The 25,866-nt window shown below is 55.2% G+C and carries 17 protein-coding genes and 4 tRNA genes; 2 read left to right on the top strand and 19 right to left on the bottom strand.

The window, feature by feature from the left end:
* Nucleotides 1–64 precede the first annotated feature (64 nt).
* From rpoC to ettA, 17 genes are all read right to left on the bottom strand, one after another.
* Nucleotides 65–4,354 carry a DNA-directed RNA polymerase subunit beta' gene (gene rpoC, locus HS105_01780; GenBank protein MBE7515331.1) on the bottom strand — a complete coding sequence of 1,430 codons (4,290 nt, stop codon included), beginning with the start codon at nt 4,352–4,354 and terminating at the stop codon, nt 65–67.
* A gap of 85 nt (nt 4,355–4,439) precedes the next feature.
* Nucleotides 4,440–8,894 (bottom strand): DNA-directed RNA polymerase subunit beta, encoded by a 4,455-nt coding sequence (rpoB, locus tag HS105_01775; GenBank protein MBE7515330.1) that lies wholly within the window; start codon nt 8,892–8,894, stop codon nt 4,440–4,442.
* 394 nt (nt 8,895–9,288) lie between these two features.
* A complete protein-coding gene (gene rplL / locus HS105_01770; GenBank protein MBE7515329.1) occupies nt 9,289–9,684 on the bottom strand; it encodes a 50S ribosomal protein L7/L12 in 396 nt (131 codons plus the stop codon).
* A gap of 204 nt (nt 9,685–9,888) precedes the next feature.
* On the bottom strand, nt 9,889–10,575 hold the full coding sequence (locus HS105_01765) for a 50S ribosomal protein L10 (protein MBE7515328.1): 687 nt from the start codon (nt 10,573–10,575) through the stop codon (nt 9,889–9,891).
* Nucleotides 10,576–10,623: 48 nt separating this feature from the next.
* The gene (locus HS105_01760) at nt 10,624–11,316 is read right to left on the bottom strand and encodes a 50S ribosomal protein L1 (GenBank protein ID MBE7515327.1); all 693 of its coding nucleotides are present in this window, start codon (nt 11,314–11,316) and stop codon (nt 10,624–10,626) included.
* 90 nt (nt 11,317–11,406) lie between these two features.
* Entirely contained in the window at nt 11,407–11,832 is a 426-nt protein-coding gene (gene rplK / locus HS105_01755) for a 50S ribosomal protein L11 (protein MBE7515326.1), read from the bottom strand.
* Between the two features lie 49 nt (nt 11,833–11,881).
* Nucleotides 11,882–12,442, bottom strand: a complete 561-nt coding sequence (gene nusG / locus HS105_01750) for a transcription termination/antitermination protein NusG (GenBank protein MBE7515325.1) — start codon at nt 12,440–12,442, stop codon at nt 11,882–11,884.
* 16 nt (nt 12,443–12,458) lie between these two features.
* Nucleotides 12,459–12,704: a preprotein translocase subunit SecE gene (gene secE / locus HS105_01745; GenBank protein ID MBE7515324.1), complete on the bottom strand. Its 246-nt coding sequence runs from the start codon at nt 12,702–12,704 to the stop codon at nt 12,459–12,461.
* 22 nt (nt 12,705–12,726) lie between these two features.
* A tRNA-Trp gene (locus HS105_01740) sits at nt 12,727–12,802 on the bottom strand.
* A gap of 72 nt (nt 12,803–12,874) precedes the next feature.
* Nucleotides 12,875–13,027 carry a 50S ribosomal protein L33 gene (gene rpmG / locus HS105_01735; GenBank protein MBE7515323.1) on the bottom strand — a complete coding sequence of 51 codons (153 nt, stop codon included), beginning with the start codon at nt 13,025–13,027 and terminating at the stop codon, nt 12,875–12,877.
* An 88-nt stretch (nt 13,028–13,115) separates the two neighbouring features.
* Complete coding sequence (gene tuf, locus HS105_01730; protein ID MBE7515322.1) at nt 13,116–14,303, bottom strand: elongation factor Tu; 1,188 nt, start codon at nt 14,301–14,303, stop codon at nt 13,116–13,118.
* 44 nt (nt 14,304–14,347) lie between these two features.
* Nucleotides 14,348–14,422: transfer RNA gene (locus HS105_01725), tRNA-Thr, on the bottom strand.
* 21 nt (nt 14,423–14,443) lie between these two features.
* Nucleotides 14,444–14,519, bottom strand: a tRNA-Gly gene (locus HS105_01720).
* Nucleotides 14,520–14,527: 8 nt separating this feature from the next.
* Nucleotides 14,528–14,615 (bottom strand) — tRNA-Tyr (locus tag HS105_01715).
* A 150-nt stretch (nt 14,616–14,765) separates the two neighbouring features.
* Nucleotides 14,766–15,692: a tyrosine recombinase XerD gene (locus tag HS105_01710; protein MBE7515321.1), complete on the bottom strand. Its 927-nt coding sequence runs from the start codon at nt 15,690–15,692 to the stop codon at nt 14,766–14,768.
* Nucleotides 15,693–15,715: 23 nt separating this feature from the next.
* A complete protein-coding gene (locus tag HS105_01705) occupies nt 15,716–16,558 on the bottom strand; it encodes a hypothetical protein (protein MBE7515320.1) in 843 nt (280 codons plus the stop codon).
* A 10-nt stretch (nt 16,559–16,568) separates the two neighbouring features.
* Nucleotides 16,569–18,257 (bottom strand): energy-dependent translational throttle protein EttA, encoded by a 1,689-nt coding sequence (gene ettA / locus HS105_01700; GenBank protein ID MBE7515319.1) that lies wholly within the window; start codon nt 18,255–18,257, stop codon nt 16,569–16,571.
* 114 nt (nt 18,258–18,371) lie between these two features.
* Here ettA and HS105_01695 point away from each other — a divergent pair, with 114 nt between their 5' ends.
* Nucleotides 18,372–20,183, top strand: coding sequence for an SLC13 family permease (locus tag HS105_01695; GenBank protein MBE7515318.1), 1,812 nt, complete (start codon nt 18,372–18,374; stop codon nt 20,181–20,183).
* Nucleotides 20,184–20,189: 6 nt separating this feature from the next.
* On the opposite strand, the gene menC is transcribed toward HS105_01695, so the two are convergent.
* Nucleotides 20,190–21,308 (bottom strand): o-succinylbenzoate synthase, encoded by a 1,119-nt coding sequence (menC, locus tag HS105_01690; GenBank protein ID MBE7515317.1) that lies wholly within the window; start codon nt 21,306–21,308, stop codon nt 20,190–20,192.
* Nucleotides 21,309–21,330: 22 nt separating this feature from the next.
* Nucleotides 21,331–23,466, bottom strand: coding sequence for a VWA domain-containing protein (locus tag HS105_01685; protein MBE7515316.1), 2,136 nt, complete (start codon nt 23,464–23,466; stop codon nt 21,331–21,333).
* A 120-nt stretch (nt 23,467–23,586) separates the two neighbouring features.
* Here HS105_01685 and HS105_01680 point away from each other — a divergent pair, with 120 nt between their 5' ends.
* Nucleotides 23,587–25,860, top strand: a complete 2,274-nt coding sequence (locus tag HS105_01680) for a transglycosylase SLT domain-containing protein (GenBank protein MBE7515315.1) — start codon at nt 23,587–23,589, stop codon at nt 25,858–25,860.
* Nucleotides 25,861–25,866: the final 6 nt, after the last annotated feature.

Below are 25,866 nucleotides of genomic sequence, written 5' to 3'. Positions count from 1 at the left end.
GATGCCGTGCCGGAAGACTCTCCGGCACGGCATTTTTAGTTCGCTTTTGAAGGCTGGGTTCGAATCAGATCTCGTCGTCATCTCCGACATCGAGTCTTGAGGCCTCATCAAGTTCTAATTCAGCTTCATCAACATCCATATCGTCCATATCCATTTCTTCCTCATAATCATCAGGTTCGACACCCGGGATATCCATCATCGGCGGCAATTCGAGGCCGCCGCGGATCTCGGGCATTTCGTCGAACTCATCCTGCTGCTTCTGATTCTCGGTCCGGTCGAACGCCACCTTCACGTTGCGGTAGTATTTCATACCTGTGCCGGCAGGAATGAGCCGTCCCATTATGACGTTCTCCTTAAGGCCGCGCAGATAATCGATACGGCCGGAGATGGCAGCCTCGGTCAGTACGCGGGTCGTCTCTTGGAACGATGCCGCCGAGATGAATGAGTCGGTCGAGAGCGATGCCTTGGTGATACCGAGCAGGAGCGGTTCGCCAACTGACGTCCTTCCGCCTTCTTCGGCAACACGCCGATTCTCATCTTTATAGCGGAATCGGTCAACCTGTTCTTCCATAAGGAAGTCCGTGTCGCCGACATCCTTGATCTTCACCCAGCGAAGCATCTGGCGGACGATGACCTCGATGTGCTTATCATCGATGTTCACGCCCTGCAGCCGATAGACCTCTTGGATCTCGTTCACGATGTAGTTCTGCAAGGCTCCTGTTCCGAGTACGCGAAGAATATCGTGCGGATTGAGCGGGCCGTCCATCAGCGGTTCACCCGCACGGACATGATCGCCTTCCTGCACGTTGATGTGTGTACCGCGCGGAATGTCGTATTCCTTCTCGGTGCCGTCATCGCCGCGAACGATAAGCTTTCGCTTACCCTTGGATATCGGGCCGAACTCGACAAAGCCGTCGATCTCCGACATAACCGCCGTCTCCGCAGGCCGGCGAGCTTCGAACAGCTCGACGACACGCGGCAAGCCGCCGACGATGTCCTTGGTCTTGGTCGTCTCACGCGGGATCTTCGCGATAATGTCGCCTGCCTTGACCTCAGCGCCGTCATCGACATGGAGGTTGGCACGGATCGGCATTTGATAGGTCTTCTGCACCTTGTTGCCGACACGGATCTCGAGACGCGGCTGACTCTTCTCATCCGAGTCCTTAACGACAAGCCGCTTTTGGCCGGTAACCTTATCGATCTCTTCTTCGACCGTTTTGCCCTCCTTCAGATCCTGATACTTGACCGTGCCGGAGATCTCGGAAAGGATGGCGAAGGTGAACGGATCCCACGTTACAAGCACGTCATCTTCCTTGACCTTTTGGCCGTCCTTGACGTGGATCTGCGCACCGTAAACGATCGTATAGCGAGCGGTTTCACGTCCGCGGTCGTCGAGCAGTGCGATCTCAGACTGGCGGCGAAGGCTGACGAACTCGCCTTTTCGGTTCTTAATGACCTTCATATCGCCGAGGAACTTTACGGTGCCGTCCGTCGATGCGACGTGCTTCGTTTCCTGCTCAAGCCGTGCGGTACCGCCAACGTGGAACGTACGCATCGTAAGCTGTGTGCCGGGCTCGCCGATAGACTGTGCAGCGATGACGCCGACCGCTTCGCCGATCTCAACAGTATTGCCTGTTGCAAGGTTACGCCCGTAACATTTAACGCAAACGCCGCGACGCGATTCACAGGTTAGTGCCGATCGGATACGTACCTTCTGCAGGCCTGAAAGATGTATCGCCGCACCGAGGTCCTCATCGATCTCCTGATTTGCCTTGACGATAATGGTTCCGTCAACCGGATCGAAAATATCGTCGAGCGACGTCGTACCTACAATGCGGTCACGCAGTGACTCGACCTCTTCACCGTTGCGGATAATGGCTTCATTCCATACGCCTTTGACGGTTCCGCAGTCTTCTTCTGACACGATCACGTCCTGTGCAACGTCAACCAAGCGCCGCGTCAAGTAACCTGAGTCGGCAGTCTTGAGAGCGGTATCCGCGAGGCCTTTTCGAGCACCGTGCGTTGAGATGAAGTATTGCAGAACGTCGAGGCCTTCACGGAAATTCGCAAGGATCGGGTTCTCAATGATCTCACCTGACGGCTTTGCCATAAGGCCGCGCATACCGGCGAGCTGTCTGATCTGAGCCTCAGAACCTCGTGCACCGGAATCGGCCATGACAAGGATCGGATTGAGTTCGTTCCGCTCCGCTTCACGGTCGTGCATGGCCTTGAACATCTCTTTCGCGACGCGGTCGGTAACATCCGACCAGATCGCCGTTACCTTATTCGTGCGTTCAAGATTGGTCATTGTCGCTTCTTCATATTGTTTTTGAAGCTTATCGACCTCCTTGCGAGCCTCCTCAATGATCGCCTTCTTGCTGGGCGGCGTTACCATATCGTCAACGCCGATCGACATTCCCGAACGCGTCGCGTAGAGGAAGCCCATTGTCTTTAGGTCGTCAAGGAGCGACACGGTCTGCTCGTGTCCGAGCCGCAAATGGCTGAACGTTACGAGCGACTGCAGGCCCTTTTTCTTTAGTGTGCCGTTGACGAACGGCAGCCCGTCACGCGTAAGGCGTTCGTTGAATATCGCACGTCCTGCGGTCGTCTCAATGATGACATCGACATTCTCGCGGACATTTGCACGCATCACGTCCTGGCTGTTGTGCTCGGTCGCAAGGTCGATCAGCTCGCCGCGCCAGCGCAGTTTGATCTTCGACTGGGTCTCAATGACGCCTGCATCGAGTGCCAGCAGGATGTCCTCGATCGAGCTGAAGACCTTGCCCTCGCCTCTGAGTTTGTCGCGTCCGAGCGTAAGGTAATAGCAGCCGAGGACGATATCCTGCGACGGAACAGTGATAGGCTGGCCGCTCGCAGGCGATAAAAGGTTGTTCGAAGCAAGCATAAGAACACTGGCTTCGATCTGTGCCTCCGGCGACAACGGGATGTGTACGGCCATTTGATCGCCGTCAAAGTCAGCGTTGAATGCCGTACAGACCAGCGGATGGATCTTGATCGCTTTACCCTCGACCAGAACCGGTTCGAATGCCTGAATACCGAGTCGGTGAAGCGTCGGCGCGCGGTTAAGCAGCACCGGATGCTCGCTGATGACGCGTTCGAGAATATCCCAAACGACAGGCTCCTGTCGCTCCACCATTTCGCGTGCCTGCTTGATCGTTGCGGCATGGCCGTCCTTTTCAAGCTTGTTGTAAATAAAGGGCTTGAAGAGTTCAAGAGCCATCTTCTTAGGTAAGCCGCATTGGTGCAGTTTAAGCTCCGGCCCGACCACGATCACCGAGCGGCCCGAATAATCCACACGTTTTCCGAGCAGATTCTGGCGGAAGCGGCCCTGCTTTCCTTTAAGCGTTCCCGAAAGCGATTTGAGCGGACGGTTATTCGCTCCGCGCAATACGCGGCCGCGTCGGCCATTGTCGAACAAAGCATCCACGGCTTCCTGCAGCATACGCTTCTCGTTACGGACGATGACCTCAGGAGCACGCAGTTCGATAAGCTTCTTCAAGCGGTTGTTGCGATTGATGACACGGCGGTAAAGGTCGTTCAAGTCGCTCGTTGCAAAGCGGCCGCCGTCGAGCGGCACGAGCGGGCGAAGCTCGGGCGGGATCACGGGTATGACATCCAAGATCATCCATTCGGGATTGTTGCCCGATCGAAGGAACGAGTTCGCCACCTTCAAACGCTTGCTGTACTTGAGCTTCTTCTGCTGCGAGGTCTCCTCACGCATCTTTTGGCGGAGGTCATCGACAAGCTCTTCGATATTGATCATGCGGAGCAGATCCTTTATCGCCTCGGCACCCATCTTTGCGACGAACTGATTCGGATGATCGCGCATCAATTCGCGATAACGCTCATCCGACAACAGATCCTTTTGATTGAGGTCAGGCACATCGCCTTCATCTACGACGATGTATGTCTCAAAGTAGAGTATCTTCTCGAGGTCGCGCAGCGTAATGTCGAGTAGGTGTCCGATACGCGACGGCAGGCCCTTGAAGAACCATACGTGAGAACAAGGCGAAGCCAGTTCGATATGGCCAAGGCGTTCGCGGCGCACCTTTGATTGTGTTACCTCGACACCGCATTTATCACAGACGACGCCGCGGTGCTTCATCCGCTTGTACTTTCCGCAAAGACATTCCCAATCCGATACGGGACCGAAAATGCGTGCACAGAACAGACCGTCACGCTCGGGCTTGAATGTGCGGTAGTTGATCGTCTCCGGCTTTGTCACCTCACCGTGCGACCACGAACGTATCTTTTCGGGCGACGCGAGCGAAATGCGTATTGCCTCGTAATTTGCGGTCAACTGTGTTTTGTTATCGTTATTAAATCGAAACATAAATTTATGAGTTCGTAGCGTATATAGAGTTTGAAGAGTTCATAGAGTTTGTCTGGCCCTCTATGAACTCTATGAACTCAATGGACTAATCAACGCCGACCAGAGCGTCAACACCCGCGACTGCTTCTTCAGGGTCGATGTCCTCTTCCTGAATAAGTTCGACATCGAGGCAGAGTGACTGCAATTCACGCACGAGCACGTTGAACGATTCGGGTATGCCCGGCTCGAAATTCGACACGCCCTTAACGATCGTCTCGTATATCTTCGAGCGGCCCGCGACATCGTCGGACTTGCAGGTAAGCAGCTCTTGAAGGATGTGAGCGGCACCGTAAGCTTCGAGTGCCCAAACCTCCATTTCGCCGAAACGCTGTCCGCCGAACTGTGCCTTACCGCCGAGCGGCTGCTGCGTAATGAGCGAGTACGGGCCGATCGAGCGTGCATGTATCTTGTCATCAACAAGGTGCGAAAGCTTGAGCATATAGATATAACCAACGGTTACTTTCTGCTCGAACTGCTCGCCTGTCAGGCCGTCGTAAAGCCTCGTTTTGCCCGACGGGCCGACCGAATTCGGCAGGTCAAGCTCGTCAAAACGATGGTTCGCCTTGCCTATGTACTCCTTGATCTCCGCCTCGGTAGCACCATCGAAGACCGGCGTCGCAAAGTGAAGCCCAAGCACGCGTGCGGCCCATCCGAGATGTGTTTCAAGGATCTGGCCGACGTTCATACGCGATGGCACGCCGAGCGGATTGAGCACGATCTCCACCGGTGTTCCGTCCGGCAGGTACGGCATATCCTCTTCGGGAAGGATGCGTGCGATAACGCCCTTGTTGCCGTGGCGTCCGGCCATCTTGTCGCCGACCGAAAGCTTACGTTTCATCGCAACAAAGACCTTCACCATCTTGATCACGCCCGGAGGCAATTCATCACCCTGCTTGAGCTTGGTGACCTTTTCATCATAGATATCGCGAAGGATGCTGATCTGACGCTCGGTGCGGTTCTCGTAATCCTTGACCTCTGCGGCAAGATCGAGCGAACCGGAAGCCACGTCCGCCTTTCGGAGCAATTTCGTCTCGAGGCTCTTTAGTGTCTCGCGATCAAGGACCGACCCTTTCTTGAGGACGAGTTCCTTGCCGTTCATCAGATCCTTTGTCAGCTTGCGGCCCTCGAACAGTTCATAGATGCGCTCATCACGCTGCTCTTCGAGGATGCGGATCTCATCATCGAGATCGCGATGGTGCGATTGCTCTTCCATCTCCTCGATGGCCAGCGAACGCTCATCCTTATCCTGGCCCTTACGCGTAAAGATCTGTACGTCAACTACCGTCCCGTCAATGCCCGGAGGGCATGTCAGCGAAGCGTCCTTGACGTCGCCCGCCTTTTCACCGAAGATCGCCCGCAAGAGTTTTTCTTCAGCGGTCAGCTGTGTCTCGCCCTTCGGTGTTACCTTACCGACGAGAACCGAGCCGGGCTTGACCTGTGCACCGATGCGGATGATGCCGCTTTCATCGAGATCGCGGAGCATATTCTCACCGATATTCGGGATGTCACGCGTGATCTCTTCAGGGCCCAGCTTCGTATCACGCGCCTCGATCTCAAGCTCTTCGATATGGATCGACGTGTAGTAATCATCCTTGACGAGCTTTTCGGAGACGAGGATCGCGTCCTCAAAGTTGTAGCCCCGCCACGGCATGAACGCAACGAGCACGTTGCGGCCCAATGCGAGTTCACCGCGGTCGGTACACGGCCCGTCCGCGATGACCTGTCCCTTCCGGACACGCTCGCCGACAGCGACGATAGGACGCTGATTGATGCAGGTGTTCTGATTAGAACGCTTGAATTTTACCAGCGAATAGATGTCCGCCGTAACCTCGCGCGAGATCGTGCCGTCAACATGATGATCGGCCTTTACGATAATGCGTTCCGAATCGACATAATCGACGACGCCGTTACGTTTTGCGATAACCACCGCACCCGAATCGCGAGCCGTCACCTTCTCCATTCCCGTGCCGACATAGGGCGACTCGGCACGAAGCAGCGGTACGGACTGACGCTGCATGTTCGAACCCATAAGGGCACGGTTCGCGTCGTCATTCTCGAGGAACGGGATCAGCGACGCTGCCACCGAAACAAGCTGCTTCGGTGAAACGTCCATATATTGAATGTCAGCACGGTCAGCGGTAATAAATTCGCCCTTTTGCCGTGCGGCGTTACGTTCATTGACGAGATATCCCTTGGCATCAAGCTCGATATTCGCCTGGCCGATGATATATTTATCTTCTTCCCAAGCCGTCAGATAGAACGGCCACGGTTCGAATTCAGCCTGTTTGCCGCCCGCGCGTGCGACCTTTTTATTCGCCGCTTCGACCCCTTCTAGCGGCACATGATCGCCGGGCTTATACTTTGTTTCGCCGCCGTTATGCACCTTGACGTATTCGACCACGCGGCCATCCTCGACCTTGCGGTAGGGCGACTCGATAAAGCCGAATTCATTGATCCGAGCAAAGCACGAAAGCGATGAGATGAGGCCGATATTCGGGCCTTCCGGCGTTTCGATAGGACAGATGCGGCCGTAGTGCGTCGGATGAACGTCGCGAACCTCAAAGCCCGCCCGCTCACGCGAGAGGCCGCCCGGACCCAATGCCGAAAGGCGGCGCTTGTGCGTGATCTCGCTAAGCGGATTCGTCTGATCCATGAACTGCGACAACTGCGACGAGCCGAAGAATTCGCGAACCGCCGCCGTTACCGGCTTTGCGTTCACAAGGTCGCGCGGCATTGTTGTGTGCATATCCTGCTGGATCGACATCTTCTCCTTGATCGCTCGTTCCATACGTTCGAGGCCGATGCGGAACTGATTTTCGAGCAGCTCACCGACCGCACGGACACGGCGATTCCCCAGATGATCGATATCGTCAGGCGTATAATTCTCACTGTCCTTCTTCATTCGAAGCAGGTAATTGATGACATCGATAAAGTCATTTGGCGCAAGCAGCGGATCGGTCAGGCGATCGTGATCGGGCCTACCCATTTTGATATTGAACTTCAAACGGCCGACGCGCGACAGATCGAACCGCCGTGCATCAAAGAACATGCTCTCAAGCAGCCTGTATGCCGTCGGAACGGTCGGCGGATCGCCCGGGCGCATCTTGCGATATATCTCGAGCAGTGCATCGACGGGTTTTGAGATCGCATCTTTCTTCAAGGTCGCTGAAATTACTTCGCCGATGATGTCGCGGCTCGGGAAGAACACTCGGAAATCCGTCACACCCTCGTCTGTAAGCTGCATCAGCGTGGCGGCGGTTATCTCGGTATTCGCCTCGACAATGATCTCGCCCGTCTCGGTATTGACGATATCCGCAAGGGCGAACGCTCCTTCAAGCGCTGCCGTGGTCACTTTGACCTGCTTGATCTTCATACGGCGAAGATCGCTCAAGGCGGACTTTGTCACCTTGCTGTTCTTACGCGTTACATCTTCCTTACCGTCTTTGATGCTCTCATCGGCGTTCATACCGATGAGATGGGTACCGCCCTCCGGCTTGACCAAAACGGCGAAAGAGCCTTTTTCCACCTTTACGTCATCGACCGTATAGAAAAGCTCAAGTATCTTGTCATCGGTGAATTCCGCACTTTTGACCACCTCTTCAAGTATGCTGTCAGAGACGGTCTTCATATCGATCTGCGGGTTCAGCCAAAAGCCCAGAGCACGCAGGAACACCGTGGCAATGATCTTGCGTTTGCCGAGGCGTGCGTGCAAAAGGCCCTTCTGATCGTATTCGAACTCGACCCACGAGCCGCGATACGGAATGATCTTTGAAAGGAACTCGTCGCGCTCGCCCTTGAAGAAAACGCCCGGCGAGCGGTGAAGCTGCGAAACGATGACACGCTCTGTACCGTTAATGACAAAGGTGCCGTTCTCCGTCATCAGCGGTATCTCGCCAAAGAACACATCCTCTTCCTTGATATCGCGAACGCTCGAAACGCCCGTTTCCGGGTCCTTGTCGTAAACAGTAAGGCGGATCTTTACCTTGAGCGGAACGCTGTACGACATACCGCGCTCCTGACATTCCTGCTGGTCATGCTTGTGCTTTAAACCTACAGGCTCGCCGCAGTTGCCGCACAGCGTCGGGCGAACAGCGTTGAAAGTGCCGCAGTTCTTACAAAGAACTTCAGCAGGGTTGAACGGATCGACCTTTATCTTTGCCGAGCAATTCTTACAGTTCGCACGTAAGTATTCCAGGCCTTCGAGGTTTCCGCATTTGCATTGCCAGTTGCCGATCTGATACTCGACATATTCGAGCGTCGCCGTCTCACGAAAGTCCGACACCGGAAAGATCGACGAGAAGACCGACTGCAAGCCTATGTGATCTCGCTCCTCGGGAATAAGATCCATTTGAAGGAATCGGTTGTACGACTCGCGTTGGACCTCGATAAGGTTGGGGATCTGCGCCGATGTGTAGATCTTCGAGAAGTCCACACGCTCAGGCGACTGGCTTGTGCGCTTACCGGCGCCGTTCTGGCTGCTTTGAAGAGGATTTTTGATCATACGAGTAGATAGCGGGTAAATAAGAACCTATTGATTTTTCAAAGCGATGTTGCTACGATTCTCATGAGCAACGCTCGCAAAAAGTTTTCAAGAAAAGACGGCAAATGCGGTCGAGGGTAAAGTTCGCCCTGACCGCTTTTCAGCAGTGATTGCCGTTATTTTAATTGTTCGAGCGTGCCTAGCCGGGACACCAACTCTCCACTTGTGAGCGGCGCTGCCGCCGCTTTAGAAAAGAATCGAACGCCGAAAGGTCCGGGATTCGACTCGGGACACTTCCATTCTCGCCACAAAGGCCCGTCCAAGGTGCCAATATTGCGAAATTGTCAGTTTAACAGAGCTTTTAGCAACAATCAAGGCGGGAAGGCATCGCAACGACACCCTCCCGCCGCTGATGCTATTTAAGCTCGACCGTAGCGCCCGCTTCGGTAAGCTTTGCCTTGATGTCTTCTGCTTCAGCCTTCGAAGCTCCTTCCTTGATCGCTTTCGGCGCACCGTCAACAAGGTCTTTAGCTTCCTTAAGTCCGAGGCCTGCAACGACCTCACGGACGACCTTGATAACAGCGATCTTATTGCTGCCCGCTCCGGCAAGGATCACGTCGAACGAATCCTTCTCTTCCGCCGCGGCCGCACCGCCGTCACCCGCACCTGCTGCGGCCACCATTACAGGTGCCGCCGCCGCTGCGGCCGAAACTCCGAACACTTCTTCAAGTTCCTTGACAAGCTCCGACGCCTCAAGAAGCGACATTGCTTTCAAATACTCGACTACATCATCTTTTGTAACTGCCATGATCTATATCTATCTCCTATTTAGGGTTCTCATTAACGGCCGCCGTGTGCGGCCTTTGTTTTGCCGTCAGAACCCGGGGACAACGAGGATCAGGTTGCATCTCCTTCCGCTCATTGCCCAAAGCCTATCGACCTGACAAATCGATCGGCCCGTTTTACCTTGGCACGGCCTTTTGCCCCGCAGCACTGTGCTGCGGAACGAAACTTATTACTCTGCCTTCTCTTCCGCAGCCGGTGCTTCTGCTGTTTCCTCAGCAGGCTCTGCCGGCGCTTCCGTCTCCGCGGCCGGTGCCGCTTCGTCAGCAGCAGGAGCCGCCTCAGCCGAAGGGGCCTCCTCAACAGGCGCCGCCTCCGAAGGCGGGGCCGCTGCAACGCGGTCTTCCTTTTCGCCGATCTGCTTGATGACGACCGCGAGGTCGCGCGGAACGGCGTTTATGACCGTAACGATGCGCTGAGCCTGTGCATTGAGCACGTAGAGGAGCTTCGAGATAAGCTCTTCTTTTGAAGGCAGGCTTGCGATGGTCTTAAGCTGCTCGAAGTCAACAAGGCTTCCGTCAACAACACCTGTTTTGAAGGTGTAAACGTTGGCGTTGTCCTTCATGAACTTCGCGATCGCCTTTGAAAGCACGACCGGATCGTTCTCGGTCCATGCAATAGCGGTAACACCGGTAAAGGCCTCGCTTGCTTGTTCAAACTTTGTTCCCTTGACCGCTATGCGGGCAAGCGTATTCTTGACGACCTGGTACTTCGCCCCTGCTTCACGCAGGCTGCTGCGGAACTCCTGATCCTTCGAAACGGTCAGCCCTGTAAAGCTGATGACCATCGCGGACTTGGAATTCTGCAATGACTCAGTGAGGGCGGCCAGATCTTTTGCTTTTGTCTCTCTTGATTTCATTTTCTTGATCGAGCCCTTACTTGCAGTGCGGGCTGCTGACACTCCTCACTAAACGTATGCCAATTCATCGAGCAGGACGCCCGGGCTCATCGTCGCCGCCAAGTTGATCTTTTTCAGATAGCGGCCTTTCGCGGTTGTCGGCTTTGCCTTCATCACCGCTCCGATAAGGGCACGCGTGTTCTCCTGCAGCTTTGCCGCATCGAACGAAAGCTTGCCCACCGGCGAGTGAATAACGCCGGTCTTATCGACGCGGTATTCGACCTTACCTGCCTTTGTCTCTTCGACGGCCGTCTTCACGTCCATCGTAACGGTTCCTGTTTTCGGGTTCGGCATCAGCCCTCGAGGACCGAGGAGTTTGCCCAACTGTCCGACCTTGCCCATCATATCGGGCGTTGCGATCAGCGCGTCAAAATCAAGCCAGCCGCCTTTGATCTTTTCGACGATATCATCGCCGCCGACAAAATCCGCTCCGGCATCTTCCGCCTCTTTGACCTTATCGCCCTGAGCAACAACAACGACCTTTTTGGCCGCGCCGCCCAAGCCGTGCGGCAGAACGATGGTGCCGCGCACGAGCTGATCCGCTTTTCGCGGGTCAACGCCGAGCCACATCGTCAGTTCCACTGTTTCGTCGAATTTTGCGAAGGCGATCTCTTTGAGTTTACCGATCGCTTCGTCGAGCGTGTGCTTTTTGCCCGCCTCGATCTTTTCAAGCGCGGACAAGTATTTCTTGCCTCTTTTCATTTTTACCTCCAGGTACAAGCGAATCGCCTATGCGATTCTCCCTAATTTTTTGAATAACGAACGCATCGAGCGCACGCGATTCAAAATTTGCTATTCCACGGTCAGGCCCATCGATTTGGCCGTGCCCTCGATCGTCCGCATCGCGGCTTCGAGATTCGTGGTATTGAGATCCTGCATTTTCTTCTTTGCGATCTCCTCGATCTGAGCCTTGCTTATCGTTCCGACCTTTTCGCGGTTTGGCTTGCCCGAGCCTTTTGCGATGCCTGCGGCCTTGCGAAGCAGGTCGCCTGCGGGCGGCGTCTTTGTCTCAAACGTGAACGAGCGGTCGGCATAGACCGTAATGACGACCGGAATTTTCATATCCGGATCGTCATTCTGCGTTTTGGCATTGAATGCCTTGCAGAACTCCATGATGTTGACGCCGTGCTGACCGAGCGCCGGCCCGATGGGCGGTGCCGGATTGGCCTTACCGGCCGGTATCTGCAGCTTAATGTAACCTTCAATCTTCTTTGCCATTTCTTTCGATTAACGATCCCGCAAAGTGTGCGAGAATGTCCTCATATATCTATTCTTCTTCTGCGAACGTAACCTTCTCGACCTCAAGAAAGCTCAGTTCATAAGGCGTCGAACGGCCAAAGATCGTTATCGAAACCTTCAGCACAGACTTATCCTCATTGACCTCTTCGACCTTGCCGGTGAAGCTCGCAAAAGGTCCTGATTTGATCCGAACGACCTCGCCGACCGTGTACGTGAACTTCGGCTTCGGCTTCTCGACCGCTTCTTCAATGTTCCTCAAGATCTGGTCTATCTCTTCCTGAGCGAGCGGTGTCGGCTGTTTGCCGCCAAGGAAGCCCGTAACTTTCGGCGTCGATTTGATCGCGTGGAACACATTGTCGGGGATCTTTCCCTTCTCGTCGCAATCAATTTCAACAAGCACGTAACCGGGATACATCAGCGGCTCGGTAATATGCTCTTTGCCGGAGCGCATCTCGACGACGGGTTTTTTGGGCAAAAGGATCCCGGTGATCTGCTCGCCGAGTTCCATATCGCGGATCCTCGCCGTAAGGCTCTCGACCACCTTGTTCTCATGCCCCGAATATGTGTGGATAAAAAACCACTGCTTCATTTCAAACACCCTTGGACTAGATGCCCGCGATCTGGTTGATCAGCCACGTCAGGCCCTCAAGCAAATAGGCCCACACGTGATCGACGAGAAAGAGATAAAGCCCGAAGAACAGAACACTGATGATAACGATTATCGTCGTGCTCTGGACATCACTCGACGAAGGGAACGTTGTCTTGTCGAGTTCGGCCCTTGTCTTATGTATAAAATCGCCGATCCCTTCCTTTTGCTTGCCCTCGGCTGAAGACGCGACTGCTTCTGACACTTCTCTTTCTCCTACAACTAGCTGGCAGGGGTACCAGGACTCGAACCCGGACCTAAGGTTTTGGAGACCTCCATGCTAACCATTGACACCATACCCCTTCAAAAAACCAGACACGAGCATTGAGACGAGAGATCGTTTTCGATTCTTGTCTCGGGCCTCCTGCCTGCGGTCTATTTATTTTCGCGGTGCAGCGTGTGGCAGCGGCAACGTCTGCAGAACTTTTTGAACTCGAGCCTATTCGGCGTGTTCTTTTTGTTCTTTGTCGTGACGTAGTTGCGCTCTTTGCACTCGGTACACTGCAAAATGATATTATCTCTCGGCATAGAACTACTCGCTCAATACAATTCTTCAGTAACGAGTCATGAGTGACGCCCTGTTTTTGGTGCGTCACTCACAACTCATCACCATCAACTACTCGACGATCTCCGAAACGGTTCCCGCTCCGACCGTGCGGCCGCCTTCGCGGATCGCGAAGCGAAGCCCCTTCTCCATTGCGATCGGGGCGATCAGCTCGATCTCCATCTGGATGTTGTCGCCGGGCATCACCATCTCGACACCGGCGGGCAAGTGTGCAACTCCGGTAACGTCCGTTGTCCGAAAATAGAACTGCGGACGATAGCCTGTAAAGAACGGCGTGTGACGCCCGCCCTCTTCCTTTGTCAGCACATACGCCTCGGCCTTGAACTTCGTATGCGGCGTGATCGTGCCCGGCTTGGCTATAACCTGTCCGCGCTCGATCTCCTTTCGGTCAACACCGCGCAGAAGAAGCCCTACGTTGTCGCCTGCCATTCCCGAATCAAGAAGCTTCTTGAACATCTCGACGCCGGTAACAACGCTGTTCCGCGTCTCCTTGATACCTACGATCTCGACAGGCTCGTTGACATTGATCTGACCGCGCTCGATCCTTCCCGTCGCCACGGTTCCGCGGCCCTGGATCGTAAAGATATCTTCCACAGGCATAAGGAACGGCTTGTCCGTCTCGCGCGTCGGGGTCGGAATATAATCATCCACCGCCTGCATCAACTCGTCGATCTTCGGCTCCCATGCTGCATCGCCTTCAAGTGCTTTCAACGCACTGCCCTGCACAACAGGAATGTCATCGCCCGGAAACTCATAGCTCGACAAAAGCTCTCTGATCTCCATCTCCACAAGCTCAAGCAGCTCCGCGTCATCGACCATATCCACCTTGTTCATGAATACGACCATCGCAGGCACACCTACCTGACGTGCAAGCAGGATGTGCTCGCGTGTCTGCGGCATAGGCCCGTCCGTCGCCGCCACCACAAGGATCGCTCCGTCCATCTGTGCCGCTCCCGTGATCATATTCTTCACGTAGTCAGCGTGCCCCGGACAGTCAACGTGTGCGTAATGCCTGTTCGCAGTCTCATACTCAACGTGCGATGTCGCGATCGTGATACCTCTCGCCTTCTCCTCAGGTGCGTTGTCGATCGAATCGAACGACCGAAACGCCATCTTCGGATTGTGCTTCGACATCACCTTTGTGATCGCTGCCGTCAATGTCGTCTTCCCGTGGTCAACGTGCCCGATCGTCCCGATGTTCACGTGCGGCTTTGACCGATCAAATTTCTCTTTGCTCATCTCTTTTGTGTTCCTCTCAAAAAAGTCAAATAATCCAATAAAACTGGAGCCCAAGACGGGATTTGAACCCGTGACCTCTTCCTTACCAAGGAAGCGCTCTACCCCTGAGCTACTTGGGCACGGCACAAACGCTCAGAACCTGGAGCGGGAGACGAGGCTCGAACTCGCGACATTCAGCTTGGAAGGCTGACGCTCTACCAACTGAGCTACTCCCGCATTAAAAATGGTGCATGGGGTAGGATTCGAACCTACGTAGGGAATTAACCCGACGGGTTTACAGCCCGTTGCCTTTGACCGCTCGACCACCCATGCGTTTATTTACTTCTCAAGCTGCCATCAGCGTTTTTAGGCGCTAAATAGCAAATTTCCAATATTACCGAGAAGCCGGCAAAAGCGCAAGTCGGCGCTGTCAGTTAAGCCGGCACCCTTTCGAAGCACAAAACGGAACAAAACAATGCGGTTTTAACCGCAAACCTTTGTTTCCGCCGCTGCGCGGTCGGCCTTTTCCGATCTTGCCCGCGGGTGAAATTTACGATAGCTCTTCAAAAGCTGTTCATCGGTTACGTGTGTATATATCTGCGTGGTCGAGATGTCCGAATGTCCGAGCATCTGTTGGACGGAACGTATATCGGCGGCATTTTGTATCAGATGTGTAGCGAATGAGTGCCGCAGCGTGTGCGGCGTAACACCGTTCAGCCCGCATTTCGTCGCGTATTCAACGATAAATTTGTGGATCTCTTGTCTGTTGAGCGGTTTCCCGCCCGGTGTCAGGAAGATGTTATCGAACCGCACATTTTCTTTTTTCGCCCGCAGGGCGAGATAGCTTTGCAGCCACCCGATCGCACTGCTCCCTACCGGCACGCGCCGGGTTTTATTGCCTTTTCCCGTTGTTGTTATGATCCCGAGGTCGAGATCCATATCCTGAATTCTGACGCCGACAGTCTCTGAGACGCGAAGGCCCGAGGCGTACATCAATTCGAGTATCGCCCGGTCGCGCAGGCCGGTTTCGGTCGAAGTATCTGGTACTGCAAGCAGCATTTCGATCTCGCTCTTGTTGAGAAAACGCGGCAGATATACACCCTTCTGCGGTGAAACGAGGTCTTCCGCGGGGTTCGCCTTGACATGGCCGTCATACATAAGGAACTTGTAGAACCCGCGTATCGAACTGATCAGCCGCCTCTTGGAATTTTCTGCTAAGTGTTCGGCAGCCAGGTCGATGAGCCATTCGCGAAGGTCGGAGCGAGTAACCGAAAGCAGGTCGATACCGTTCTTTCCAGCCCATTCTGCGAGCTTGCCAATATCAAAAGCGTAGCTTGCGACCGATCGCGGCGAAAGACCTTTTTCTACTTGGCAATAAACGAGATATTCACGGATGAGGTGATGCTGCACGCCTGTATTCTACTATTTTACGCTTATCTTTTCCGCGCTTTTTTGATGTTGTTAACAATATCGCCCAGCTTATCGACCGGCGGTGCGGAGGGGTCGGCGATCGAAAAAGTGAGGCGTTCCTTGTCCATTATGAAATTCTTGCCGTTCCACTTATAGGAAGTTCTGGTAAAGAACGTCGGGCAACAGAGCGGTTCTCTATCGCCGGTGATCTTGCCGGTTTCGATCGCGCCCAAAAGAAAACGGTCTTGGCCGAAGAGTTCGACGATCAATTCGCCGTCCTCCGAATAGACATTCTTGAGGCCGCCGTCAGCCCTGTCACCGGTTCGAAACTCCCATAATAGCTCCGGAGCATCATCCTTCCATTCGAACACGCACGCGATCTGCGGTAAGGCGGAGCCGCCGGTCTCGATCTTCAAGATCACAACAGCTTCATCCTGCCCGTCGCCCGTAACGTCGAAGAACTTCGTTGTAACATACGAAAGCCCGATACGCCTCCGGGCTTTGGCAACCATCCTTTGTTCACCGCTCATTTCGTCGCCGATATTGGTCTCAACAGGCGGCACGTACCCATTTTTTAACTCGATCTCCGACGTTCCGTCAGGATTTTGCCAGCCTCTCGGGAGTTCGTAGGTGTAATTTTTGAAATCGAACCTGCCGATCGGCGAATCGGTCGTAGAATTTTTTGAACTGAGCAGTTCGCTTTGAAGGTTCGGCACCGACGGCGTCGGTGCGGCAGAAGGCTCCTGTTCAACTATCGGTGATGCGGGAGCGGCGGGTTCGGGCACGCTTGCGATCTCGACGACACCACGCGAACATCCTGTGATAAGGCACGCCGCAAATAACAGTGAACCGAACCGCTTTAACATCGCTGCTGATCTATGCTCTGGTCAAACTCCTGTACTTGATACGATGCGGCTGGTCCGCGTCGTGGCCGAGGCGGCGTTTGCGGTCATCTTCGTACTCGCTGTAATTGCCGTCAAAATACTCAACGTGACTGTCGCCTTCGAACGCGAGTATGTGCGTTGCGATGCGGTCCAGAAACCAGCGATCATGACTAATTACGACGGCACAGCCTGCAAAGTTTTCAAGAGCTTCTTCCAGCGCCCGCATCGTATTCACGTCAAGGTCATTCGTCGGTTCGTCGAGCAGCAGCACGTTCGCACCGCTTTTTAGCATTTTTGCGAGGTGAACGCGATTGCGTTCACCTCCAGAGAGCTGGCCGACACGCTTTTGCTGATCCGACCCTGAAAAATTGAATCGCGATACATACGCCCGCGAGTTGACCTCGCGCTTGCCGAGCTGCACGACATCAAGCCCGTCCGCGATCTCATCCCAAACGGTCTTGTTATCATCGAGAGAGTCGCGGGACTGATCGACGTAGCCGAGTTTTACGGTCGAGCCGACCTTGAATTCGCCGCCGTCAGCGGTATCTTGCCCCGTGATGAGCCGGAAAAGTGTTGTTTTGCCGGCACCGTTCGGGCCGATCACGCCGACGATGCCGCCCGGCGGAAGCGAGAAGTTCAGGCCTTCGAACAGCAGCTTGTCGCCGTATGCCTTTGAAACGCCTTTTGCCTCGATCACGTTGTCGCCGAGCCGCTCGCCCGGCGGGATGAATATCTCAAGTTCCTCGCTTCGTTTCTCACTTTCGGTCGCTACGAGCTTTTCGTAGTCATTTATGCGGGCCTTTGACTTGGCGTGGCGGCCTTTTGGCGACATTCGTATCCATTCGAGTTCGCGTTCGAGTGTTTTTTGCCGCTTGTCCTCCTGCTTCTGCTCCTGAGCGAGCCGCACATGCTTTTGCTCAAGCCACGACGAGTAGTTGCCTTGATACGGTATGCCCTCGCCGCGGTCCAGTTCGAGGATCCAGCCCGCTATGTTGTCGAGGAAATATCGGTCGTGCGTAACTGCAATGATCGTTCCTTCGTATCGCTGAAGGTGCTGCTCAAGCCACGCTACTGTCTCGGCGTCAAGATGATTCGTCGGCTCATCAAGTAGCAAAATGTCAGGCTTTTGCAGCAACAGGCGGCAGAGTGCGACACGGCGTTTCTCGCCGCCGGAAAGATTCTTAATAAGTGTCTCAGGCGGCGGGCAGCGGAGCGCGTCCATCGCCATTTCAAGCCGCGCATCGAGGTCCCACGCATCGGCCGCATCAAGTTTTTCCTGCACCTCGCCTTGCCGCTCGATCAAAGCGTTCATCTCGTCATCGCTCATCGGTTCGGCGAACTTGGCGTTGATCTCCTCATATTCCTTCAACAAAGCGACCGTCGAGCCGACCGCTTCTTCGACGATCTCTCGAACCGTCTTGGTGTCATCAAGCTTTGGCTCCTGTTCCAGATAGCCGACGCTGTAGCCCTTTGAAAAAACGACCTCGCCGTTAAAATCTTTATCGACACCCGCGATGATCTTTAGCAAAGATGATTTGCCTGCGCCGTTCAGCCCGAGAACGCCGATCTTTGCCCCGTAAAAGAACGAAAGGTAGATATCCTTCAGTACAGGCTTCTTATCGTAAAATTTTGATACTTTGACCATCGAAAAGATGATCTTGTTTGGTTCATTGCTGCTCATATCTAAAGCTATTAGATCAATTACTTTATCATTCTTGAATATCGCCGCGGAAATGGCTACCCTCGCACCCGTACATCGATTGAACGAAAACCGATGTCGAATTACACTTGAGCCTTGACCAACGAGCTTTTATTAACACTTATCATCTTGGGCAGCGCACTCGCCCTCTTTCTCTCAGGACGGCTGCCCGCCGACCTCGTAGCACTACTCGTCGTCGTAGCTCTCGGACTGACCGGTGTTCTGACCACACAGGAGGCATTCTCAGGATTCAGCCGCTCGGCGGTCATAACGATCATCGCGATCTTTGTATTGACCGAAGCACTTGAGCGTACGGGCGTTACCGAACAGGTCGGCGGCATACTTTCGCGCATCGGCGGGAAGAGTGAATTGCAGCTGATAATCTCAGTAATGGTCGCAGGAGCCTTTCTTTCGTTCTTTATGAACAACATCGCCGCAGCGGCAGTGCTGCTGCCCGCCGCTACCGGGGCCGCTAAGAAGGCTCACGTCCGGCTGTCAAAGATCCTTATCCCGCTTGCATTTTCGACGATACTAGGCGGTGCGGCTACGCTCTTCACCACCTCGAACATCGTTCTGAATTCGATACTTCGCGACCACGACATCGGCGGCTTCAGCCTCGTTGACTTTCTGCCCGTGGGGCTTCCCATCGCGGTGTTCGGTATCTTGTATATCGCGCTCGTCGGACGGCGTTCGCTGCCGGGCGATTCGCCGATCGAGCGAACGGTCGCCCCCGATGCGACACGCCGTTCCGACCTTATCGAGGCATACAAACTCGATCAGAAGCTCTTCCGGGCGCGTGTGCCTGACAACTCGTTCCTCACCGGCAAAAAGCTTTCGGAATGCACTCTTCGTGAGGACTTTGGCGTTAATGTCGTTGCCATCGAACGTGGCGGCAAAAAACTGCTCGACCTTTCGCCCGACACTAAGATACGGCGCGGCGACACGCTGGTACTCGAAGGTGATGAAGATGATTTCCGCGAACGCGACGTAAAGCCGTTCATGGAGTACCTTCCGGATGTTGACTGGAAGGAGAGTGACCTTGAGTCACAGACCGTCGAGGTTTTCGAGGCTATGCTCGCACCGCGTTCACGGCTTATCGGCAGGACACTGCGCAGCATACACTTTCGTGAGAAATACGGCGTCTCGGCACTTGCGATATGGCACGGAGATAAGGAAATTTTCATCGGTATAGCGGATGTTCCGCTGAGATTCGGTGATGCACTTCTGCTGCAGGGGCCGCGTGAAAAGCTGGCCGTGCTGCGCGACGACCCGGATATCATCCTTTTGATGGGCAAGGATGACGCCGAGATGACCGTGCACGGCCGAGGGTGGGCGGCACTGGCGATCTTTGCGGTAACACTGCTGCTCGCCTTGCTCCTGCCCGACCTCACGGGGGCGATAATGCTCGGCGGCGCACTCGCGATGGTCGTTGCACGGATCATCAGCATAGAACAGGCGTACTCATCTATCGGCTGGAAAACGGTCTTTCTTGTTGCGGGTATGCTACCGATGGGAATCGCTCTGACAAAGACAAATGCCGCCGGGATCACTGCCGTTGCGATCGTTGATGTATTTGGCGGGCACGGGCCGATGATACTCGTTGCCGGGCTGTTCATCGTTTCTGCCATCTTTACACAGCTTGTCAACGGCGCGGTCGCAGCGACGATCATCGGCCCGATCGCCATTCAGATAGCGCAGCAGGCCGGCGTCGATCCGCGAGGTGTCATAATGGGCGTTGCAATGGGAGCCTCAATGGCATTCATGACGCCGCTGAGTCACGCGGTGAATGTCCTTGTGATGAGTCCCGGCGGCTATTGCTTCAAAGATTACTTCAAGATCGGCCTGCCGCTCACCACTCTGCTTTTTGTCGTGGCAATGATATTTTTGCGTCTCTTTTGGCTGTCGTAAGGCCGCTCAAGTTTTCGCGATCGTTGTGCGGCGAACGGATGCGCGTTCGACCCTCCCGCGTATGACCTCGAACCCGATGCCGGCAGCGTCCGGCGCGGTTATCGTTCCGGATGCTGAGACCTCGACCGCAGGCTCGATGATGTCCTCGTGCCAGTAACGCTTGCTTGCCGAGACGTCGCCCGGCAGCGTATAGCCCGCAAGGGTTGAGATCGCTATGTTGTGAGCACGTCCAATGCCGCTCTCAAGCATACCGCCGCACCAAACGGGAATGCCGTTCTTGCGGCAAACCGTTTCGACAAGCTTCGACTGTGTATGGCCGCCGACGCGGCCGTTCTTAAGGTTAATTATCTTACCCGAGCCGAGTTCGATCGCCTTGCGGGCATCGTCGGCCGACTTTATCGGTTCATCAAGGCATATCGGCGTCGCGATCTGTGCCTGAAGCTTGGCGTGATCGACGATGTCATCATAAGACAGCGGCTGTTCAAGCATCATAAGGCCGAATTCATCAAAACTTTTCAGCCGCTCCGTATCGTCAAGCGTGTACGCCGAATTCGCATCGCCCATCAGCAGAATATCGCCGAACTCGCCGCGAACTGCCCTTAGCACATCGTGATCCCAACGCGGGCTGATCTTGATCTTTATCCGTTTGTAGCCCGCATCGAGTTCGCCGCGGATCTTGTCCAAAAGTTGCGGTATCGAATCCTGTATGCCGATCGAAACACCGCAGTCTATTGTTTGGTTCACGCCGCCGAGATGCTTCCATAACGGGACGCCGATCTTTTTCGCTTCGAGATCCCAACATGCGGTCTCGATGCCGGCCTTTGCCATTCGGTGGCCGCGAGCCCACGCCATAAGCCACCAAACGTCCGCGGCTGATTCGGCATCACGCTCGACGACCATCGGTGCGAGGATCTTCTCCATAGTAACCCACGCTGAATCGGTCCATTCGTCCGAATAGCCCGGCATTTCGCCGCACGTTACCTCGCCCCAGCCTTCGGCTCCGTCTGCATCCTCGACGCGCACCAAGATGATGCGCCGCTCGTATGTACGGCCGAAGCTCGTCTCAAAAAAGTGAACAAGCGGAAGGTTTATCTCGATCAGTTCGATAGTTCGAAGTTCTAACATCACGCTCAACGCTTTGCTGCCGCTAATCGCCCACAACCTCAAATTGAATATACTGCGAGGCCGCCACCGGTTTCTTCTCCGAACTCTTGTCCATAACGACCACCTGCAGGATATAATCGCCCGGCTGCATTGCCCGGCCGATCGCCAGCGAGCCTCCGCTGTCGATATGTGAAAGGTCGGTTTGCCCTGCCGTGTCGAGCGCCGTTTCGGCGCCGTCCAAGATCAGTTTGCCGTCGCGAAAGACCCGAACCTTTACCTTCATATCATTAAGCCGCGAGGCATCAGTTCGCGCATTGTAGATCTGATAGGCGTAAAGCAGCACCGAATTCTGCTTGATCCTTCGAACGGCGGTATCGGTCAGCGAATCGACTCGAAAGTTACCGGCAGCCGCACTGCTGAGGTCCTTCCACTCGGCAGGCGTCAGGTTCTCGATAATGATGCTTGACAGCGCAACCTTGCTTTTCTTGATATTCGGCACTTCGATGAATTGGCTCGCCGACCCCACGGCGCCGCTCACCGGATCGCGTAAGGCCACGCGTAGTTGGTAAGCTCCGGGTTTCTTTACCGGAAAGGTCAGGTAATAGTTAAAACCGTGATCCTTGATCTTTTTTGCGGCGGCGGGCTTCACGGTCATCGTGTAGGTCTTTGCCAAACTATCTACCGGTTGGCCGCTGTCGCCAAAGCTGACCACGAGCACGTCGAACGAGATCTTCTGCAGTCCGTCCTTTTCATCGACGAATTTAAGATCGGTGCCGTCCACATGGAGCAGTGAGCGGACAAATGAGCCGGTCTGTGCATTATTGGCGAACAACGCCGTGAACTTCAGGTCGATACCATTCACGGCGAACGGCGATACAAGGGCCGACTGGAGTTGGGCGACAGGGGAGAGCGTTTTCACGACAGCATCGGCGGGCTTATCCGCAACATTGAAAAAGCCGCTGCGATAGCGCGCCGTTACGCCCTTGCGAAGCACCTTTATCTCGATCTTGTTGAATCTGCGTTTTGCCGAGTCAAAGGTCTCGTCATCCGGCTCATAGGCGATGAGATAGTAACTTTGATCGTTCAGGATCTTTCGTACGCCGCCGGAAAGATCGTTTTGATTTCTGACAGCAAAACCGCCGGTCTCCTCAGCAAGAAAGGTCAGCCCCTCCTGCGTCTCGAAGAGTTGATCGCGGCGGCCTGCCAAAGCAGCCTCCATTGATGCCGGATCCGTCCGTTCGGGGTTGTCTTCGGCGGTAAATCCCGGAACTTGCAGCCCGCGTCCATCGACGGTGTAGAAGACGACCGACGAGCGGTTGGCCTGATCGATCAGTTGCCTTACGAAATCCATGACCATACCCGTCGCCGGTGCTCCGGTCGGTGTCTTTTCAAACAGCCTGAAACCATCCGAAAACAGGATCACTGATTTGCGGCCGGGCAATTGGCCCATTCCTTGAACAATGAAACGCAGAGCGCCGAGCGTTCCGGTCGCGAACACGCGCGAGCGATAATCATCGAGCGATTCGCCTGAGCCGCTTGCGATCTCGGTCTCATCAGAGTCCGCTGTATCATCGTCACCGGCAGCCGCGCCTGCACTTATCGGCGCGAACGCTCCTATTCCGCCGGTGCCCAGCGGATTCCAACGAACACGCTCAATAGCCGCATAAAGCAGGCGTTTGTCGGATGTGAACTGTTGCAGAGCACCGACGCCTGCACCTGTACGAACGATGGCAACAAGGTCGCCGATCTGCATCTGCTCATCAACGAACTTCTTGAGGCTGCGCCGCGTCTCATACACACTCGTAAATGACAGCGACAGGTCGTCAACCACCAGAGCAATGGTGCGGTGAATGTTCTCGGGCCTCAGTTGAGCCTGCGGCACGGGCGGCGCATTCTTATCGACAGCGGCGGTCTGCACGGCACGCCCCAAAGGCACGTTGACGAAGGAGAAGCCGCTGACAGCCTGCTTTCGCCCATTCTCATAGACCTCGACCTCATCGCGTCTGATGTCGCGCACCGCGTTGCCCTTACTGTCAACGAATGTTGCATCAAGCTGGATGAGGCTGGTCGATATCTTTACGACATTATCGTCTTCTGCAGGCGTGGGTGTCGGCGTCTGTGCGTGCGACAGGATCGAGAAAGCGAGAAGGAAGGGCAAGCCAAAGAGAGCTTTTCGCATAACTTTTGACGCCGGGCCGGTCAAGAACAACAGGCCGCCGGCGTTTGCTATAATACCGTACAAAGTATAACGCCGAACAACCCTGCGTTATACTCGGCCATCTTTACTTTGTTGACCCATATGCTCCGCAAACAAACATTCGCCATCATTTTGCTTATCATCCTAACGCTCAGCTGCAGCGGCCAGCAGAGCGAGGAGCAGGCACTCGCAAGACTTCGTGAGATCACCTCGACCGGCAAAATGCCGCCCGAAGCGATGATTGCCGATATAGAAACGCGCTTTGCGAACAAACGTTCAGGTGCACTCGCGCGGCTTCTGCATGCGAAAATGAAGCTTGATGCGAACGATCCGGCGGGAGCGGCGGCACTGCTCAACTCAAAGATCTTCAACGAAAAGACAAAGGCCGCCGATCATGCGTTGTGGCTTCGCGGAAAAGCCCTGCAGGCCGCGGGCGATAATGCCGGTGCCCTCGAGGCTTTCGACAAACTGCTGCACGAATATCCCAATTCGGTGCGCGTCCGTGATTCAAAACTCAGTTGGGCCGCTGCGGCGATCGCCGCCGGGCGTGCGGTCGAGGTGCCGCCGTTCCTTGTACAAATGAGCACGGCAAATGATCCAGACGCTCTTCTGCTGACCGCAAAGGCGTACGAAGCTCAAAATTCGATGCCCGAGGCGATCGGTTACTATCGCCGCACATATTTCGCTGCGGCTCGTACTCCCGCTGCGGCTGAGGCCGCGGCAAAGCTTACGTCGCTCGGCCAGCCTTTGACACCCGCGAACGTGCAGGAATCGCTCGATCTTGCGATGCGGCTCTTTTCACTGAGCCTTTGGGCCGATGCGGCGAACGCATTCGCATCGATACCGGAAAGTGCCGTAACAGCCAACGACGTGCGGCTTGCTAAGGTTACGGCCTTCTCGGGTGCGGCGCGGATGGTGGATGCACAGAAGGCATTCGCGGCAATGCCGATGAATTCTCTCGAAAGTGAAGAAGCATCGCGTCAGCTCGTGCTCGGCTACGCCAAAGCGAGGCAGTGGCCGCAGGCACGTACCGCGGCGGACGAGATGCGGCAAAGATTTCCGCAAGGCAAGCTCACGGCAAAGACCTTCATCGACGCGGGCCTTGCCGCACGCGATGCAAGAATGCGTACCGAAGAAACATATTTCCTTAGCACGGCGCTCAATGCCTTTCCGAACTCCGTCGATGTCGCGCAGGCTCAGTTCGAAGCGGCGTGGCTTCAGCACGAAGCCAAGAATTTCGCCGCTTCGTCGCAGATGCTTATCGAACACCTTGCCCGCTACGCCGATAAGGACACGACAAATCGAGGCAAGGCCGGCTATTGGGCGGCACGCGACAGCGAACGTGCCGGCAAGACGGCCGAGGCATGCGCCTTGTACGACGCGGTCATTTATCGCTATGGTGCGAATTGGTACGGCTATCTTGCATCCGGACGCCTCGCCGCAATGAAAGCCGCGGGGCAATGCCGCACGACAACGCCGGCGAATGACACGATCGCACGCGCCGCCGCAAACCTCAAGACCGTTACCGTCGCCGCCGAAACGGCCGGCCCTCGCGAACTTGAGCGTGCGGAAAAGGGTGATGAGCTTTCGATCATAGGGCTTTTTGATTGGGCGATAGACGAGCTGAAAGAAGCAAAACGCAGTGCCGACAAAAGCCCGAAGATCAACCTCGCACTCGCGCGGCACTATCGTTGGAAGGGCGACAACACCTCGGCACTTATCGCGATGCAAAAGAGCTATCCCGATTATGCTCAAATGTTTCCTGAGGAAATGGGGCGTGAGGAATGGGCGTTTTTCTATCCGCTGACCAACTGGGCAGATATTCAAAAGTGGGCGGTTGCGCGCGGTCTCGACCGCTATCAGGTCGCGGGCTTTATCAGGCAGGAGACCATCTTCTCGCCGCGTGCCAAGTCGAGCGCGAACGCCTACGGACTGATGCAGCTGCTTTTGCCGACGGCTCGTGCCGTGGCGCGCAAATACGGCCTCGATTCACCGGCTTCAGCGGAGGATCTTTACAACCCCGCACTGAACATCGAACTCGGCACGGCGTATTTGAAGGATCAGTTCGACAAGTTCGGCCGCGTGGAATACGTGGCCGTCGCTTACAACGCCGGCCCCGGCCGTGTGCCGCAGTGGCGAGCCTCGCTGCCCGCTGAGATCGATGAATTCGCCGAGAATATTCCGTTCAAGGAAACAAAGCAGTACGTTCAGGGCATCATCCGCAACACAGCTCAGTATCGGCGGCTGTATGACGACAACGGGAACTTCCGGGCCAATGTCGGCACACGGCCGCTCCGCGGCGAGATCGATACGCTGCCGAGCGATCAATTCACCGCACAATACCCTGAGGTCGTACTCGACCGAAGCACCGAGTGACCGCGA

Origin of the sequence: Chloracidobacterium sp. (assembly GCA_015075585.1) — a bacterium.
Classification (GTDB): Bacteria; Acidobacteriota; Blastocatellia; order Pyrinomonadales; family Pyrinomonadaceae; genus OLB17.
The sequence above is the reverse complement of the archived record's forward strand: the minus strand, read 5'-3'. Positions and strand labels throughout refer to the sequence as shown.

Coding starts and splice junctions, on each gene's coding strand:
- rpoC (MBE7515331.1), bottom strand. CDS start 4,354: ATGTTTCGATTTAATAACGATAACAAAACACAGTTGACCGCAAATTAC.
- rpoB (MBE7515330.1), bottom strand. CDS start 8,894: ATGATCAAAAATCCTCTTCAAAGCAGCCAGAACGGCGCCGGTAAGCGC.
- HS105_01765 (MBE7515328.1), bottom strand. CDS start 10,575: ATGAAATCAAGAGAGACAAAAGCAAAAGATCTGGCCGCCCTCACTGAG.
- HS105_01760 (MBE7515327.1), bottom strand. CDS start 11,316: ATGAAAAGAGGCAAGAAATACTTGTCCGCGCTTGAAAAGATCGAGGCG.
- rplK (MBE7515326.1), bottom strand. CDS start 11,832: ATGGCAAAGAAGATTGAAGGTTACATTAAGCTGCAGATACCGGCCGGT.
- nusG (MBE7515325.1), bottom strand. CDS start 12,442: ATGAAGCAGTGGTTTTTTATCCACACATATTCGGGGCATGAGAACAAG.
- rpmG (MBE7515323.1), bottom strand. CDS start 13,027: ATGCCGAGAGATAATATCATTTTGCAGTGTACCGAGTGCAAAGAGCGC.
- tuf (MBE7515322.1), bottom strand. CDS start 14,303: ATGAGCAAAGAGAAATTTGATCGGTCAAAGCCGCACGTGAACATCGGG.
- HS105_01705 (MBE7515320.1), bottom strand. CDS start 16,558: ATGTTAAAGCGGTTCGGTTCACTGTTATTTGCGGCGTGCCTTATCACA.
- ettA (MBE7515319.1), bottom strand. CDS start 18,257: ATGAGCAGCAATGAACCAAACAAGATCATCTTTTCGATGGTCAAAGTA.
- menC (MBE7515317.1), bottom strand. CDS start 21,308: ATGTTAGAACTTCGAACTATCGAACTGATCGAGATAAACCTTCCGCTT.
- HS105_01685 (MBE7515316.1), bottom strand. CDS start 23,466: ATGCGAAAAGCTCTCTTTGGCTTGCCCTTCCTTCTCGCTTTCTCGATC.
- HS105_01680 (MBE7515315.1), top strand. CDS start 23,587: ATGCTCCGCAAACAAACATTCGCCATCATTTTGCTTATCATCCTAACG.